This is a genomic window from Ruminococcus sp. AF20-12LB, from assembly GCF_003478985.1.
GTDB lineage: Bacteria > Bacillota > Clostridia > Lachnospirales > Lachnospiraceae > Blautia_A.
This window is the reverse complement of record NZ_QUGH01000004.1, coordinates 189,318-205,130: the sequence shown is the minus strand read 5'-3', so window position 1 is coordinate 205,130 and position 15,813 is coordinate 189,318. Positions and strand designations below refer to the sequence as shown.

The following is a 15,813-nucleotide window of genomic DNA, read 5'->3' as shown; positions in this document are numbered from 1 at the left end:
CTTCAAAATGTCCATAGGTTTTCCGGCGGAATCCCCTGCCATACCGCTCCTGTATCTTCATGTATACAGAAAAAATCCCCTGAGACACTGTCGTCTCAGAGGATCATTAATTCCTGTTTATGCTTCTACGCCTTTGTTCTTAAGATAATCGATCACATCTCCAACCGTGTTCAGATCTGTAAGCTCCTCTGCCGGGATCTCAACATTGTACTCATCCTCAAGAGCCATAACCAGCTCAAACAGATCAAGAGAATCTGCTCCAAGATCATCCTTGAAAGATGTCTCCGGTGTGATTGTAGATGCCTCACAATTTAACTGCTCTGCAAGCATTTCTTTCATTTTTTCTAACATGTCTTTTTCTCCTTTAATCATTACAGATCGAATCTGTTTCCTCTTTTTGAGCAAAGTATATAGTCTGCAAAAACAGTTGTCAAGAGGATTTTCTCAAAAAATGGCTCCAGAGCAAAAATATTTTGATTTTAAAACTATTTTACTCTTGAAATTTTATCTGACGAGCCACACTGAGAGCTATTGCCATCTCCAGCATCAGGAACAAAATGGATGTTCCTCCGTAACTGATAAAGGGCAATGTGACACCTGTATTGGGCATCAGATTCAGTACAACGGCAATGTTAAGGATCACCTGCAGCGCAATATGTATAAAAATCCCGGTAACAATCAGTGAACCAAACAGATCCGGTGCATTCTGCGCAATAAAAAACAACCTGTACAAAAGATATCCGAACAGGATCAGTACAAAAATCCCTCCGAAAATTCCAAGCTCCTCACAGATAATAGAAAAGATCATATCATTTTGTGCTTCCGGAACACTTCCAAGCTTCTGGATACTATTTCCAAGCCCGCGGCCGAAAAGCCCTCCGGATCCGATGGCATACAATGCCTGCAGCGTCTGATAACCGCCTTCATCCGAATACTTCTCCGGCTGAAGCCATACAAGCACTCGCATAACACGGAAGCTGTCACTGTCCTTGGTCGTCACAACCAGGAAAAGTACTCCGATCACAATAAGGATCACTCCTGCCACTGCCACAACAATAAACGGACGCATATCCGGATGTGCCACAAATACCATTCCAACTGTTATTCCCAGAATGATCATGGCTGTACTCAGATTATCCGTAAGTATATAAGCCGCAAGCGCAAGTCCTGCCCCCGGAAGTCCCAGGATCATACAGCTCTTTAAAGTCTTCACCTTTCGTCCCATTTTTCCGATCATGTAAGCCATCATGATAATAACCGCGATCTTTGCCAGCTCGGCAGGCTGAAAGTTGATCGGTCCGATATACAGCCATCTGGTAGCACCATGAGAGGAATGTCCCAGCGGAGTCCGCACAAGTCCCATAAGGATCAGTGAAGCCACATACAGCGCAGTTGTAAGAGGAAGAAGGATATGATAATCCAGTATTTTTGAAATAAACAATGCTCCGATCAGACATGCCGAACTGATCAGTGCCTGTTTCTTAAAATAAAACATATCGTTGCCATAATTCACTTCTGCCATATATGAACTGGTGCTATAAAGCATGACCAGTCCAAAGCACACCAGCAGTACAATAACAGCTACCAGATTATAATCATAATAATCAGATTTCTTATTCTGCTTTTTTCTGTTAAGCAGAGTTTTTTTCATTCTATCACCATCGCTTTCTGTATCTGCGAAGAATTTCCTGATATCCACGAGTAATAACGAAAGTAAAAAAAATTCCCGGAAAGCCGCATAAATGCTGTCTTTCCGGGACGTTCCATAAATGGACCTGAGGGGAATCGAACCCCTGTCCGAAAGCCTATCCCTTAAGGCATCTCCCATCACAGTCGCTGATTTAACATTCCCTCAGCAGTACGCCCACCGACAGGCTTACTGCTTCAGTAGCTTCATGATACATCTACCGGGGCAAAGCTTACCCGGCAAGGTTTCTCACATGGTCGACGCCAGATTCCCGATGTGTGAGTGCAACGGGGCTGACGAGCAGCTTAGGCTGCTAACGCTAACTTTTCGTCTGCGTTTATATTTAGTTCCCGGTTGGTACGCAGTCCAGGAGTCTGCGGATGGCTTCCCTAACTTCAAAGCCCCCGTCGAAACCAGTACAAGCCCTTAAAAGACTTCTATGGGCGGATCATTTCCGGTCATCTCTGGTGGACAGACGAACTTCTTAGTCAGTTTTTTGACTGGGTTTAATTATACCAGAATGATTTTTCGTGTCAAGGATATTTCAAAAAAAGTCCAGACTGTACAGTTTTTTCGTTACCTGTGCAGTCTGGAATATAATTTCCTAACAGATCAGCCTTTTACTGCACCGGCTGTCATACCTGCGATCACCCACTTCTGTGCAAAAATGTATACCAGGATCACCGGCAGGGAAACCAGTACAACATCGGCACATACAAGATTCCAGCTTCTGCTGAACTGTCCGTAAAAATTGTATACAGAAAGAGGTAATGTCCATTTGGATGAAGAATTCAGAAGGTACATCGGAATCTGAAGTTCATTCCATACCCACATAAAATTCAGAACACCTGTTGTCGCAAGGACCGGCTTCAAAAGTGGCAGGATCACTGTGCAGAAAAGCCTTCCACCCACTGCTCCATCCATAACCGCTGCCTCGTCCAACTCTTTCGGGATTCCTTTGATAAATCCACTGAACATCATCGTTGTAAATGGCATATACAGAGAAGAATACACAAAACAGAGACCAATTCTCGATCCGTAAATCCCCATTTTCTGCATCAGCTGAATAGTAGGAAGTGCTGCAAAGGGTGCAATAATTCCAAGCGTAATGATCTTATATCCGATCCTGCATCCTTTTGTATCTCTTCTTACAATAATAAAACTTAAAAATGCAGAAAGAGAAACGATCAGCGCCACAGATATAAATGTAATGAACACACTGTTCCCAAGTGAGCGCATAAAATCTTTTTCCAGAACTGCTATATAATTTTCCGGATGCCACTCACTGGGCAGACTGATATTCATATAAGCAGCTTCTCCTTTGTTCTTAAAGGAAGTGAGAAGCACCATCAGCATCGGATAAATCGTCACGATACTCACAAGCCAGAGTATGATCTCCAGCAGCAGATTGATTCTAGTTTTTTTCTTATTCATACTATAACACCGTCTCCCATCTTGATGAAAACTTCTGATAAACAACTGAAACGATCACCAAAAGCACTGTAAATACAAGGTTGACAGCTACAGACTGCGCATAACGTCCTGCTGACATTTCATTCATCATCAAAGTACCAAAGCTCTCCGTTGCATTTCCGGGGCCGCCGCCTGTCATAACATAGATCAGGTCGAACATTTTAAGGCCATAGATCAGGCTGAACAGGATGTTTACATTTACGGTAGGCATGATCAGCGGCAATGTGATATGGCGGAAAAGCTGCCACTCAGATGCTCCGTCAAGCTTACCTGCTTCCAGGTAATCCGAAGATACTGACTGAAGGCCTGCCAATGTGATGATGATCGCATAACCTACGTTTCTCCATACCTCAGCTACACAAATAGCAAAAACAGCAGTTCCTCTCTGTCCTAACCACTGTATATTTGCAATTCCCATAAGATTCAGGATATTGTTGATGGTACCATGGCGAGTCTGGAATACAGCGCTGAAAATAAGTCCTACAACAAGGCAGGAAAAAATGGACGGAATAAAATAAACCGTTCTCAGAGCAGTACGGGTTTTGATCTCACGGTTGAGAATATAAGCAAAAACAAAGCCCAGAAGTGTTACGGTAACAGTTTTTACGCCTGCATAGATCAGCGTATTTACAAAAGCCACCGGAACTTTTGTACTACTGAGAACAGACATGATATTGTCAAATCCTACAAATTTCAGATTCGTTGTTCTGGCTGCACTCCAGTTTGTAAATGCATAATAATATCCAACTGTGGATGGTACAATAAAAAAGATAAAAAATACCACAGCCGGGATCAGTGCCAGGTACAGTGGATATATTTTTTTTCGATTCATAATTTCCTCCTTAAACAGTTTCAGGTTTGAAGTTTTATCCCCAAACCTGAAACCATCTTTAAAACGGATGTTTATTTACTGGGCAAAAGATTCAAGTGTTGCTACTCTGTCGTCATCGATCAGCTTCACACATTCTTCTACACTAATGTCTCCATTCATAAGCTGAAGCAGTGCTTTACCACCTTCCTGCTGGTTGAATCCTACGATCTTAGGCTGGGCGGAAGATGCACGAATCAGCTTATCTACGCTGTCTTTATTTCCGTCATACTGAGAAGAATTCACATTGGTTGTCTCCTGTTTGAAAACTGCTGCTGTAGAAACACCATCAAATGCCTGATTATAATTCTCAGGATCTGCCATAAAGTTTACGAAATCACTGGCAGCCTCTACATTATCACCATTTTTATTTACAAGCATCAGGTTTACGTTACCACCCTCATAAGTTCCTTCATCACAGGTTCCCATAAATACCGGCATGATTCCAAAATCATCGCCTACATAATCGTAGGATTCACTGTCATAATCTGTATCAAACCAGGTATCCCAGCAAAAGAGCATTGCTGCTTCACCGGTTCCGAGAACCTCACTTGTATAATCCCATGTATCAGATGCAAAGTTCTTTCCAAAGTATCCTTTATCTGCCGCTTCTTTAAACCAGGTACACATATCTGTGAATTCCGGGATATCTGCATAGGACATTTCTCCTGCATTCAGCTTCTCGATATATTCCGGATGCTCCTCAAGTACCGGATCCAGTGCGAACTGGTAGAGGATCGGCCATGCATCTGCTGCCGCAAGGTAGATCGGCTGCACACCATTCTCCAGAAGAGTATCACAAGCTGCATTGAATTCTTCCTGTGTCGTCGGCTGCTTGATTCCCAGCTCCTCAAAGATCTTTGTGTTATAGAAACAGCCTGAATTAGATGCTTCCCAGAACGGAAGTCCGATCACTTTATCATTATAAGTTGCCTGAGGAAGAACAGAATCCTGAATATCGGACACCCAGTCAGCATCTGACCAGTCTACAAAATTCTCTTCCGGATTGAAGTTTTTCAGATTGCTGTTTCCAAAATGAATATAAAGATCCGGGATATCACCTGTTGTAAATTTTGTCAGCGCGATAGTCTCTGCATTGTCTGTATCAAGACCCTGCTGATCGATCTTGTTTCCGGATGACTCTTCCCACAGAGAAATGATCTTCTGCATATACGGTTTTGCAAGGTCATCTGCATTTCCGTAAAGTGTCAGTGTCACTCCATCTGCTGCGCTGACTGTTGCCACGCTTCCGAATACGGATACTGTCATGCACGCTGCCATAAGTGCTGCAAACATTTTTTTCTTCATTGTACAAATCCTCCCTTTGTATAACTTTTTCTTTCGTTCTTAATATGTTCACATTATACAAATACATTTTCAGAAATACCATGGATATTTGTTTAATTCAACATGTACTTTTTTCCATCTTTACATTAATTCATCTATTTGCACAATCTTACTTGTTTCTTTCACGCACTTCATATAAAATAGATACAACACTTTCCCGGAGGTCCGACTATGAAATTTCATGAATTTCCTTTTCAGAAAAAGCTCTTTATATCCTGTATCATACTGAACTCTCTGCTGCTTGCCGGATTTTCATTGTTTTTCTATTATTATTCAGCAAACTCTCTGCGCGAAAATATGCGCAGTACCTTAAGTGGCAGCGCAGCCATGATACAGACTAATCTGGACACATTCCTGAACGATGCTGATAACACTCTGAAAGAATTACAGTTAAATACCACGCTTCTTGATACCGCCAGAAATATTCCAGAGGGAGAAAACAATTACCTGCCTACCCATATTACAGCAAGATTCGCTTTTCAGGACCGGTTTCGTACTGCTTTGATATCTTCAGATCTGGATATCTCTCTTAACTACGTAAGCAAATATTACGATCACCTGGGGATTTTTTCCCCAAACGGTACCCGCTACACAGAAAAATCCGTTCTGGAAAATAACGCCAATCTTACCAGTGTTATGGATAACATTAACTATTTTTTCTATATCCCGCCCCATAAGGATTACTGGGGATACAATCGTACCGTAATTTCGGTTGTACGTTCCATGCGTGATATTTATCATCAATATGGACTTCTCGTTGCCGATTTTGATATGGATACCCTGACCAGTCAGCTCCTTTCTGACTTTGACACTCCGGAAGATTATGATATCACCATTCTGGACGGCAATCATAACCTTGTCTATACAAGCGGAACTTCAATGGATCGCAGGACTTTTCTGGACAGCTGGCACACTGCTGCTCAGGCTTCTCCTGACAGCGGGAGCTTTTCCAATGGAAATCTATCTGTTTCCAGCTATCATCTTTCTCCGCAGACCGGATGGACTGTGATCCTCAGCGAAAACTCATCCATATTTGCCGCGTCCATAAAACGGCTTCTTATGATCAGCACCTTGCTTTTTGTAATTATGTTTGCAGTTATGTCCGCCTTCCTTATGGGTCTGACACAAAATCTTACACAGCCGCTCCGTCAGCTAACGGATAAGCTGATCAGGCTCGAACCAGGTGAAAATATTCCTGCTCTCCCCGGAAGCGTCGACAATGAAATCATCTTTCTCACCAATGCGATCCAGGGATATCTTTCTGAAATTTATGACCAGAACCAGCGTCTTACAGAAGAACGGCACCGAACATTGATTGCCCATTATGATGCTATGGAAGCGCAGCTGAACCCGCATTTTCTTTATAATACCCTTTCTGTTATAGGAATGACCGGGTTAGCCTCCGGAAATACGGATGTCTCCGATATGTGCACAGAATTGTCTCAGCTTCTCCGCTACTCCCTTTCCTATACAGGGCAGTCTGTTCTTCTGTCCCAGGAGATCGACAATGCGAGACATTATCTCTATATTATGAAGATCCGCTACGAAGATGATCTGAAGTATGAATGGCAGCTGGATGATTCCCTAAACGATATCACTGTCCCGAAGCTGATTCTCCAGCCTCTGATTGAGAATTGCTTTCAGCATGGTTTTCATCAGGCCGGCACGGAAATCCTTCCCCCATGGAAAATACAGATCCGTTCTCACCACGACAAAAACAGATGGTATCTTTCCATTGCCAATAACGGAGCGCCTTTCCAGAAAGAAAAGCTTTCCAATTTACGCCGCAAGATTGCCGGCTTTACTTTTACCGGAAATCAGGATATGGATCACGAGTCCATTTTCCGACATCAAGGATATGGTCTGGAAAATACCATTCTCCGCCTTCATATCTACTATCACGGTGAAGAATATTTCCATGTTTCCGGAAATGAAAATGAACAGACCACCGTAACTATTGGCGGCCCGTTAAAACCAGAAAAATCCTTCAGCCGGAATTCCCTATGATACAAACCGAATAACTGCTCCGCAGTTTCGGTCAAAACATATGTAAAATTTTGCTGATCTGCAAAGGAGGATTTATGATACGCGTACTTATTGTTGAAGATGAACCAGCACTTGCCAGAGGACTTTCTCTTCTCATCACAAAAAATTATACTGACTTTGAGGTTCTTGGCATCTGCAAAAATGGCAGAGATGGACTTCAGAATATCCTGGAGCTGGAGCCTGAACTGGTATTTACGGATATTACCATGCCTGTAATGAATGGTCTTGATATGATCGAGGAAGTACAGAAAGCTCATTTTCACACCCGTTTTGTGATTCTTACCGGATATGCTGATTTCGAATATGCCAGAAAAGCAATCCATCTCGGTGTTTCTGATTATCTTCTCAAGCCTATTGTGCCTAAAACATTGGAGGATATCCTGCATTCCTGCCTGGAACAGCAAAAAGCAAAGATACATCTGCTTCAGAAAGAATATCTGCAATGTGCCCTGCGCAGCAATAATCCTGTGGAACCTGCCCCTGATTTTATGGACAGTACATCCTGTTCTTTTATTTTTGTTTTTCAGGGGCCACTGCGTCCCAGTATATACAGCGAGACCATTTCTGATTCGGATTTTGCACCGATTTCTCCTGAATATATGACCACGCTGGAAAATGAATTTCAAGTTTCCCTCATTCTTCTTCATGGAAGACATTTTAACGAACAGGTATATGCCGTCACTTACCCATCTTCCAGGCATCCGGATATAGAAGGACTTGCTGGCAAGATCCATAGCAGCCTTGATCTGTCAGCCCAGCATCCGGAATCATGGATCAACACAGTACTGTCACCGCGATCACCAGATTCCGGATCTGTTTCTGACATTATTAAAGACACTTATCTTTTTGCATTGTTCAAAAACGGATTCGGATCCAGCTCTTTACAGACATGTAGTATTTTATCTAACCAAAAGATGATCGTTTCTCCGGATGTCCAGCAGCTTTGTGCAGGGATCACCGCTCTTTCTGACCAGGAAAGCCTGTACCATATGATCCATTCTCTGATCATCATGCAGGATCAGAAAGAACTTTCCCAGTTCCAGCTAACTGCCAACCTGAGATATTTCTTCTCCGCCGTGATCCAGAACAGTCACAAAGATATCATTTATCCGGATGTATCTGAGATTGTTTCTACCAGCCATTCCTATGATGAACTGGAACGGGAACTTCAATACGAAGCTTCCAAAATCTGCGGTTTCCAAAATCCTGCTTTCGGAGAAGAACTTCCTTCTCTGGCCCGTCAGGTGCGCAATTATCTGGACAGAAATTTTACCCAACAGATCACCACGAAATCTTTTCAGGATATTTTTGGCTATAATGAGAAATATATTTCCACACTTTTCAAATCAGAATTCGGTATCTCTCCCAGTAAATATATCAGTGAACTTCGCCTGAAAATGGCTAAGACATTATTACAAAACAACCCTGATATTCTTACCAAGGATGTCGCAGAAATGATAGGCTTTTCTGATGCCTTTTACTTCAGCCGGGTGTTTAAAGCTCATGAGGGGATGTCTCCCAGCCAATATCTGAAGCAGTTAAAAAAATGATCTTTCTATTTTATGACACAAAAAAACCCGCTTACGCGGGTTTTTTTGTTGCATTATACACGTGAGAGATACTCACCTGTTCTTGTATCGATCTTCAGTTTGTCGCCCTGGTTTACGAACAGAGGAACCTGAACCTGTGCACCTGTCTCAACAGTTGCCGGTTTGGTAGCACCCTGTGCTGTATTTCCTGCAAATCCTGGCTCTGTCTCAATAACCTCAAGCTCTACAAAAAGAGGCGGCTCGATTGCGAATACCTCGCCGTTATGAGAGCAAACCTTAACCATCTCATTATCCTTAACGAATTTCAGAGAATCGCCAACCTGATCCTCTGTAAGACCAACCTGATCATATGTCTCTGTATTCATGAAGTAATATAAACCACCATCCTGATACAGATACTGCATATCTACACGCTCAATACGTGCTGCCGGGAATTTCTCTGTAGGACGGAAGGATTTCTCTAATACAGAGCCTGTGATAACGTTCTTGTATTTTGTTCTTACAAAGGCTGCGCCTTTTCCTGGTTTTACATGCTGGAATTCAACGATCTGACATACGTTTCCATCAATTTCAAGTGTGATACCATTTTTGAAATCACCTGCTGAAATCATAAATATTTCCTCCTTAATATATGCGGTTCTTTTTCGCTATGGATTATTCTATAATACCTTTTGCCATTTTTCAACTGTTTTTTTGTTTAAGCCTTCAATTTTTCTTCAATTTCTGCGATCAGCTCATCAAAAGGCTTCACTCCTGTGACAACTTTAATGTCCGCAAACTTCTCATAAACCGGATCTCTCTGTTTCAGAAGTTTCTTGATCTTCTCTTCTTTATTCTCAGTTCCTTCCAGTGTAGGATTGTTGCTTCCTTCCAGACGTTTGATCAACGTTGCAGCAGAACCTTTCAGATAGATGATCGTTCCCATACTCTGGAGATATTTCTGGTTCTGCTCCTGAAGAGGCAATCCCGCACTTACAGAGATCACCTTGCGTTCACTGTCTGTGGACAGTTCCTTGACTGCCATAGTCTCCAACGCACGATAAAATGCTTCTCCAAAGCGTTCAAATACCTCCTTTACTGACATGTTCATTTTTTTCACGATCAGTCTGTCCACGTCAATAAACGGAAGCCCCAGGTCCTTCGCCAGTCTCTTTCCAACTCGTGTCTTTCCTGAACCCATAAAGCCGATGATTACAATATGGTTCATGAATTCTTTCCCTCCTCTTTTTGGTAAAAATGTAATACTATTTTTTCCAGATATCGCTTCAGCACGATCTGGATCTCCTCTTTTGGATGAATCGGTTTCACAAGGATCGTCCGGATCCCCGCCCTCTTTGCTCCATAAATATCCGTAAACAGCTGATCTCCTATAAAGATCGTCCTGTCAAGATCGATTCCAATCACCTGGCAGGCTTTCTTATAATTTTTTCCAGCCGGTTTATGGGCATTTTCTATAAAATCCCCCTCTACTGCTTTGGCAAAGGGTTCTACACGAGGTTTCTGGTTATTGGATACAAAACAGTATCGAAACCCGATAGCCCTTAGCTTTTCAAACAGTTTCTTTGCCCGGGCATCCGCCGGTGCCCCGTGGGGAACAATAGTATTATCGATATCAAAGAGAAGCCCTCTGTATCCTTCTCTGTAAAGCTTCTCATAATCGATACCATACGCAGAATCCAGATATTCATCCGGAAAAAAGCATCTGAACATCTATTCCACCTCAGTCCTTTCCTATCGCTCGCAAAGAGGAACATACTCTGCTTCCGGAAGGACATTCTTATATGCAGGACGGATAATCTTATCCACATTGATAAGCTCTTCCATACGATGTGCGCTCCAGCCTACAATACGTGCAATGGCAAACATCGGTGTATAAAGCTCCAGAGGCAGATCCAGCATGCTGTAAACAAATCCGCTGTAAAAATCCACATTGGCACTGACGCCCTTATAGATCTTACGTTCCTCTGCAATAACCTTTGGTGCAAGACGCTCTACTGTAGCATACAGCTGATAATCCTTCATTCTGCCCTTTTCTCTTGCAAGCTGTTCTACATAGCCTTTAAAGACTTCTGCACGTGGATCGGAAACAGAATAGATCGCATGTCCCATACCATAGATCAGTCCACGCTTATCAAAAGCCTCTTTATGAAGAAGCTTCTTAAGATATGCACTGATTTCCTCTTCATCACTGTAGTCATGTACATGTTTACGCATATCGTTAAACATTTTTACGACTTTGATGTTGGCACCGCCGTGTTTCGGGCCTTTCAAAGAGCCCAGTGCTGCCGCGATCGCAGAATACGTATCTGTCCCGGAAGAGGAAACCACATGTGTAGTAAAGGTAGAGTTATTACCACCACCATGCTCCATATGAAGGATCAGAGCAATATCAAGGATCTCTGCCTCCAATGCCGTATACTTCTTATCTGGTCTTAACAGACGCAGGATATTTTCAGCTGTGGAAAGCTCCTTTTTAGGCTGATGGATATAAAGACTCTTTCCTTTCTCATAGTGGTTATAGGCCTGATATGCATAAACAGATAACAATGGGAAAACGCTGATCAGGTTGATACACTGACGGAGCACATTCTCCAGTTCAATATTATCCGGGTCTTTATCATAGGAATAAAGCGTCAGCACGCTTCTTGACAGAGCGTTCATAATATCTCTGGACGGTGCCTTCATAATGACATCCCTTACAAAATTCCGCGGCAGCATACGCTGATTCGCAAGAATCCCGGAGAACTCATTCAGCTCTTCCTGATTCGGAAGCTTTCCGAAAAGAAGCAGATAGGTTACTTCCTCAAAGCCGAAGCGCCGGTCATTGATAAATCCATTTGTCAGATCCTTAATATCATACCCACGATAAGAAAGCTTACCTGCACAGGGAACCTCTTTTCCATCCACAATCTTTGTTGCCTGAACATTGGAAACCTGGGTCAGTCCTGCAAGGACACCCTTTCCATTCAGGTCACGCAAGCCTCGCTTGACATCGTATTTGCCATATAAAGACAGATCCAGTTTGTCATTCTCACGACAGATCTGGGTAAGTTTCTCAATCTCAGGTGTCACTTTCATGTTGAATTTGCTCATCAGTTATTTCCCCTTTCGATTTCTGTTTTATTGCTGTTCGATAACGGTCCCTCCTCATTCCCCTCTCAAGCAATTTTGGTCTTATTTGTATATCCCGGCATAGCTGGCCGGGATATTTCAGATATATTATAACATTTTTTTCTGTTCCGGTCTATGCCGAAAATATAACCGAATACCTGCTTTACAGTTTATCGGTTATGAACCGGCAGCGAATGTGGATCGCAAACCTCCTCTTATCTATCTGCGATCAGACCTGCTTATATGTAGCAAAAAACTCTTTCATCTTCTTCATTGCCTTGTCAAGCTGGCGTATATCCGGCAGATAAACAATGCGGAAGTGATCCGGCTGATTCCAGTTGAAGCCCTTGCCCGGAACAACAAGCACCTGTTTCTCATGAAGAAAATCCAAAGCAAACTGTTCATCATTGAAAATATTAAATTTCTCAGTATCGATCTTCGGGAATATATAAAATGCCGCATGTGGTTTTACAACGGAAATTCCCGGAATATCATTCAGTGCCTTGTAAATAAAGTCTCTCTGCTCATAAACACGTCCGCCCGGCTGAATATATTCATTGACACTCTGATATCCGCCAAGTGCGGTCTGTACAATGGACTGTGCCGGAACATTTGAACAGAGACGCATGGACGAGAGCATATTGATTCCCTCTATATAACCCTTTGCCTTACTTTTTGCACCACTTAAGATCATCCATCCGATGCGGAAACCTGCGATCATATGAGACTTGGACAATCCTGAAAACGTTACACAGAACACATCAGGTGCAAGGGATGCAATAGAAGTATGTTTATATCCATCCATAACAAGACGGTCATATATCTCATCAGAAAAGATGATCAGCTCATTTTCTCTTGCAATGTCTGCAATCTGTTCCAGGATCTCCTTCGGATATACTGCACCTGTAGGGTTATTGGGATTGATGATAACGATCGCCTTGGTCCTTGGTGTGATCTTGCTCTTGATATCCTCAATATCCGGATACCAGTCAGACTGTTCGTCACAGATATAATGAACTACATTTCCGCCTGCCAGTGTTGCAGTAGCTGTCCACAGCGGATAATCCGGAGCCGGGATCAGGATCTCATCCCCGTTATCAAGCAACGCCTGCATACAAAGGTTGATCAGTTCACTGACACCATTTCCCGTATAAATATCATTAATGGTAACTCCCGGGATCCCGCGAAGCTGTGCATACTGCATGATCGCTTTTCTTGCAGAAAAAATGCCCTTGGAGTCAGAATATCCCTGGGAAGTACGGACATTACTCAGCATATCCAGGATCACTTCCTGAGGTGCTGAAAACCCAAACGGATACGGATTACCAATATTCAGCTTCAGAATCTCCATTCCATCTTCTTCCATTCTGGCAGCTTCATCCACAACCGGTCCGCGCACATCGTACAGCACGTTGTCAAGCTTTGATGATTTCCCGAATGTTCTCATAAAAACCACTCCTCTTCTAATTTTCACTATTATTTAACCATTTTAATTTCATAGTCAAAAATATTTATTCTATATCATCTCACATTTAGGCTTTCAACGCAAGAAATAAAAATTTAAAAAAAATAAACTTAGCACTTCCCTTTTTTAGCATGTTAATGTATAATAGCACTCGAATTTAGTTTTCAACGCAATTTAATATGTGATGAGGAGGAAACAACTATGTCTTACACAGAAGAAGTTTATGAAAGAGTTGTAGCACAGAATCCTGGCGAGCCAGAATTCCATCAGGCAGTTAAGGAAGTTCTCGATTCCCTTAAAGTTGTAATTGACAAAAATGAGGAAGAATATCGTAAACTTTCCATCCTTGAGCGTCTTGTAGAGCCAGAGAGAATCATCTCCTTCAAAGTACCGTGGATCGATGACAACGGAACTGTACAGGTTAACAAAGGATATCGCGTTCAGTTCAACAGCGCCATCGGACCATACAAAGGTGGTTTAAGATTCCATCCTTCTGTAAATCAGGGTATCCTGAAATTCCTTGGTTTTGAGCAGATTTTCAAAAACTCTCTTACAGGCCTTCCGATCGGCGGTGGAAAAGGTGGCTCCAACTTCGATCCTAAGGGTAAATCTGACAGAGAGGTTATGGCATTCTGCCAGAGCTTTATGACCGAGCTTTGCAAATATATCGGCGCAGATACAGATGTTCCGGCCGGTGATATCGGTGTCGGCGGACGTGAGATCGGTTATCTCTTTGGACAGTACAAGAGAATCCGTGGCCTTTATGAGGGTGTCCTTACAGGAAAGGGTCTTTCCTTCGGAGGTTCCCTGATCCGTACAGAGGCTACCGGTTACGGTGTTGTATACATGCTCAACGAGATCGCCAAAGCTCACAATGATTCCGTAGAAGGAAAAACAATCGTTGTAACAGGTTCCGGTAATGTAGCTATCTATGCTGTTGAAAAGGCTACTCAGCTTGGTGCCAAGGTTGTTGCAATGAACGACTCCAACGGATACATCTACGATCCGAACGGAATCAACCTTGACGTCGTAAAGGATATCAAAGAAGTAAAACGTGGACGTATCAAAGAATATGCAGACCGTGTTGAGGGTGCTACCTACACAGAGGGACTTGGCATCTGGAACATCAAATGTGATATTTACCTTCCATGTGCTACTCAGAACGAACTTGGCCTTGACGGAGCTAAAACACTGGTTGCAAATGGCTGCAAATACGTCGTTGAAGGTGCAAACATGCCTACTACTCTTGATGCAACAACATACCTTCAGGAGAACGGTGTTCTCTTCATGCCTGGTAAAGCCGCAAACGCTGGCGGTGTTGCCACATCCGCGCTGGAGATGAGCCAGAACTCCATGAGACTTTCCTGGACAAGAGAAGAGGTTGATGAGAAGCTCCACAACATCATGATCGATATTTTCCACAAAGCTGATGACGCTGCTAAGCGTTACGGTATGGAAGACAACTATGTTGTAGGTGCAAACATCGCCGGCTTCGAAAAAGTTGTTGATGCTATGAAAGCTCAGGGTATTGTTTAATTAAGTTTTCTGAATCATTAACGTATATTTATAGCAGGGACCGCAGAGGATTTTTCCCAGGCGGTTCCTGTTTTTTATATCCACTTTTACGATCTTTGAAAAATCAAACATTCATGTTTCAAAAAAGGCCGACTGTCTTTTGACAATCGGCCTGGAATTTCCTGTACTTGCGGTCTGTTCATTTAATCTCTTAATTGATCAGTTTCTTCAGCTCATCCATAAAGGTACTGACATCTTTAAACTCTCTGTATACAGACGCAAAGCGTACATACGCTACCGCATCCAGATCCTTCAGATGTTCCATAACGATCTCTCCGATCTTGGTACTGCTGATCTCACGGTCTTCTGACCGGAAAATATCTCCTTCTATGGAATCGATCATCTCTTCCACTCTCTCAATGGGAATAGGGCGCTTATAACAGGCACGAAGAACACCATCCTGAATTTTGGAACGTTTATAGCTTTCCCGGTTCTGGTCCTTCTTGATCACAGTCAGTGGAATCGTTTCCACCTTCTCATAAGTTGTAAAACGCTTTCCGCAGGCATCACAGAGACGGCGGCGGCGAATGGAATTGGTATCCTCTACAGGTCTGGAATCTACAACCCTTGTATTATCCTGGTTACAGAACGGACATCTCACGGAACTCTCCCCCTTTCCGGATCAGTAAATCATTACTAAATTCGTTTTTATTATAAAATAAATGCATATAATGTGTCAATAATCGGACTT

The 15,813-nt window shown here is 42.7% G+C and carries 14 protein-coding genes and 1 other RNA gene; 3 read left to right on the top strand and 12 right to left on the bottom strand.

Annotated elements, in window-relative coordinates; all coding sequences use genetic code 11:
* Window positions 1-117: 117 nt before the first annotated feature.
* The 6 genes from acpP to DWX61_RS06995 all read right to left on the bottom strand — a co-directional run bounded on the left by acpP (window position 118) and on the right by DWX61_RS06995 (window position 5,336).
* On the bottom strand, window positions 118-351 hold the full coding sequence (gene acpP, locus DWX61_RS07020) for an acyl carrier protein (RefSeq protein ID WP_015524431.1): 234 nt from the start codon (window positions 349-351) through the stop codon (window positions 118-120).
* Window positions 352-490: 139 nt separating this feature from the next.
* Window positions 491-1,651, bottom strand: a complete 1,161-nt coding sequence (locus tag DWX61_RS07015) for an FtsW/RodA/SpoVE family cell cycle protein (protein WP_118513371.1) — start codon at window positions 1,649-1,651, stop codon at window positions 491-493.
* 116 nt (window positions 1,652-1,767) lie between these two features.
* Window positions 1,768-2,113, bottom strand: a transfer-messenger RNA (tmRNA) gene (gene ssrA / locus DWX61_RS07010).
* Window positions 2,114-2,299: 186 nt separating this feature from the next.
* Window positions 2,300-3,121, bottom strand: coding sequence for a carbohydrate ABC transporter permease (locus DWX61_RS07005; RefSeq protein WP_118368414.1), 822 nt, complete (start codon window positions 3,119-3,121; stop codon window positions 2,300-2,302).
* A gap of 1 nt (window position 3,122) precedes the next feature.
* Window positions 3,123-3,992 carry a carbohydrate ABC transporter permease gene (locus DWX61_RS07000; protein ID WP_118368415.1) on the bottom strand — a complete coding sequence of 290 codons (870 nt, stop codon included), beginning with the start codon at window positions 3,990-3,992 and terminating at the stop codon, window positions 3,123-3,125.
* A gap of 75 nt (window positions 3,993-4,067) precedes the next feature.
* Window positions 4,068-5,336, bottom strand: coding sequence for an ABC transporter substrate-binding protein (locus DWX61_RS06995; RefSeq protein WP_118368416.1), 1,269 nt, complete (start codon window positions 5,334-5,336; stop codon window positions 4,068-4,070).
* A gap of 210 nt (window positions 5,337-5,546) precedes the next feature.
* On the opposite strand from DWX61_RS06995, the gene DWX61_RS06990 reads away from it, so the two are divergent.
* Window positions 5,547-7,382, top strand: coding sequence for a sensor histidine kinase (locus tag DWX61_RS06990; protein WP_118624467.1), 1,836 nt, complete (start codon window positions 5,547-5,549; stop codon window positions 7,380-7,382).
* A 74-nt stretch (window positions 7,383-7,456) separates the two neighbouring features.
* Entirely contained in the window at window positions 7,457-8,971 is a 1,515-nt protein-coding gene (locus DWX61_RS06985) for a response regulator (RefSeq protein WP_118624465.1), read from the top strand.
* Window positions 8,972-9,024: 53 nt separating this feature from the next.
* Here DWX61_RS06985 and efp read toward each other — a convergent pair whose 3' ends face one another.
* From efp to DWX61_RS06960, 5 genes are all read right to left on the bottom strand, one after another.
* The gene (gene efp / locus DWX61_RS06980; protein WP_118368419.1) at window positions 9,025-9,582 is read right to left on the bottom strand and encodes an elongation factor P; all 558 of its coding nucleotides are present in this window, start codon (window positions 9,580-9,582) and stop codon (window positions 9,025-9,027) included.
* 86 nt (window positions 9,583-9,668) lie between these two features.
* Complete coding sequence (locus DWX61_RS06975) at window positions 9,669-10,178, bottom strand: shikimate kinase (protein ID WP_015524429.1); 510 nt, start codon at window positions 10,176-10,178, stop codon at window positions 9,669-9,671.
* Window positions 10,175-10,681, bottom strand: a complete 507-nt coding sequence (locus DWX61_RS06970; RefSeq protein ID WP_118513322.1) for a YqeG family HAD IIIA-type phosphatase — start codon at window positions 10,679-10,681, stop codon at window positions 10,175-10,177. The genes DWX61_RS06975 and DWX61_RS06970 overlap by 4 nt, the downstream gene beginning before the upstream one ends.
* A 21-nt stretch (window positions 10,682-10,702) precedes the next feature.
* Entirely contained in the window at window positions 10,703-12,064 is a 1,362-nt protein-coding gene (locus DWX61_RS06965; protein WP_118624463.1) for a citrate/2-methylcitrate synthase, read from the bottom strand.
* 247 nt (window positions 12,065-12,311) lie between these two features.
* Window positions 12,312-13,529: an aminotransferase class I/II-fold pyridoxal phosphate-dependent enzyme gene (locus DWX61_RS06960; RefSeq protein WP_118624461.1), complete on the bottom strand. Its 1,218-nt coding sequence runs from the start codon at window positions 13,527-13,529 to the stop codon at window positions 12,312-12,314.
* Window positions 13,530-13,748: 219 nt separating this feature from the next.
* Here DWX61_RS06960 and gdhA point away from each other — a divergent pair, with 219 nt between their 5' ends.
* Window positions 13,749-15,083: an NADP-specific glutamate dehydrogenase gene (gene gdhA, locus DWX61_RS06955; RefSeq protein ID WP_118513324.1), complete on the top strand. Its 1,335-nt coding sequence runs from the start codon at window positions 13,749-13,751 to the stop codon at window positions 15,081-15,083.
* A 190-nt stretch (window positions 15,084-15,273) separates the two neighbouring features.
* On the opposite strand, the gene nrdR is transcribed toward gdhA, so the two are convergent.
* The gene (nrdR, locus tag DWX61_RS06950) at window positions 15,274-15,723 is read right to left on the bottom strand and encodes a transcriptional regulator NrdR (protein WP_021976805.1); all 450 of its coding nucleotides are present in this window, start codon (window positions 15,721-15,723) and stop codon (window positions 15,274-15,276) included.
* Between the last annotated feature and the right edge of the window lie 90 nt (window positions 15,724-15,813).

Excerpts from the sequence above, each read along its gene's own strand:
- acpP (WP_015524431.1), bottom strand. The coding sequence starts at position 351 with ATGTTAGAAAAAATGAAAGAAATGCTTGCAGAGCAGTTAAATTGTGAG.
- DWX61_RS07015 (WP_118513371.1), bottom strand. The coding sequence starts at position 1,651 with ATGAAAAAAACTCTGCTTAACAGAAAAAAGCAGAATAAGAAATCTGAT.
- DWX61_RS07005 (WP_118368414.1), bottom strand. The coding sequence starts at position 3,121 with ATGAATAAGAAAAAAACTAGAATCAATCTGCTGCTGGAGATCATACTC.
- DWX61_RS07000 (WP_118368415.1), bottom strand. The coding sequence starts at position 3,992 with ATGAATCGAAAAAAAATATATCCACTGTACCTGGCACTGATCCCGGCT.
- DWX61_RS06995 (WP_118368416.1), bottom strand. The coding sequence starts at position 5,336 with ATGAAGAAAAAAATGTTTGCAGCACTTATGGCAGCGTGCATGACAGTA.
- DWX61_RS06990 (WP_118624467.1), top strand. The coding sequence starts at position 5,547 with ATGAAATTTCATGAATTTCCTTTTCAGAAAAAGCTCTTTATATCCTGT.
- DWX61_RS06985 (WP_118624465.1), top strand. The coding sequence starts at position 7,457 with ATGATACGCGTACTTATTGTTGAAGATGAACCAGCACTTGCCAGAGGA.
- efp (WP_118368419.1), bottom strand. The coding sequence starts at position 9,582 with ATGATTTCAGCAGGTGATTTCAAAAATGGTATCACACTTGAAATTGAT.
- DWX61_RS06975 (WP_015524429.1), bottom strand. The coding sequence starts at position 10,178 with ATGAACCATATTGTAATCATCGGCTTTATGGGTTCAGGAAAGACACGA.
- DWX61_RS06970 (WP_118513322.1), bottom strand. The coding sequence starts at position 10,681 with ATGTTCAGATGCTTTTTTCCGGATGAATATCTGGATTCTGCGTATGGT.
- DWX61_RS06965 (WP_118624463.1), bottom strand. The coding sequence starts at position 12,064 with ATGAGCAAATTCAACATGAAAGTGACACCTGAGATTGAGAAACTTACC.
- DWX61_RS06960 (WP_118624461.1), bottom strand. The coding sequence starts at position 13,529 with ATGAGAACATTCGGGAAATCATCAAAGCTTGACAACGTGCTGTACGAT.
- gdhA (WP_118513324.1), top strand. The coding sequence starts at position 13,749 with ATGTCTTACACAGAAGAAGTTTATGAAAGAGTTGTAGCACAGAATCCT.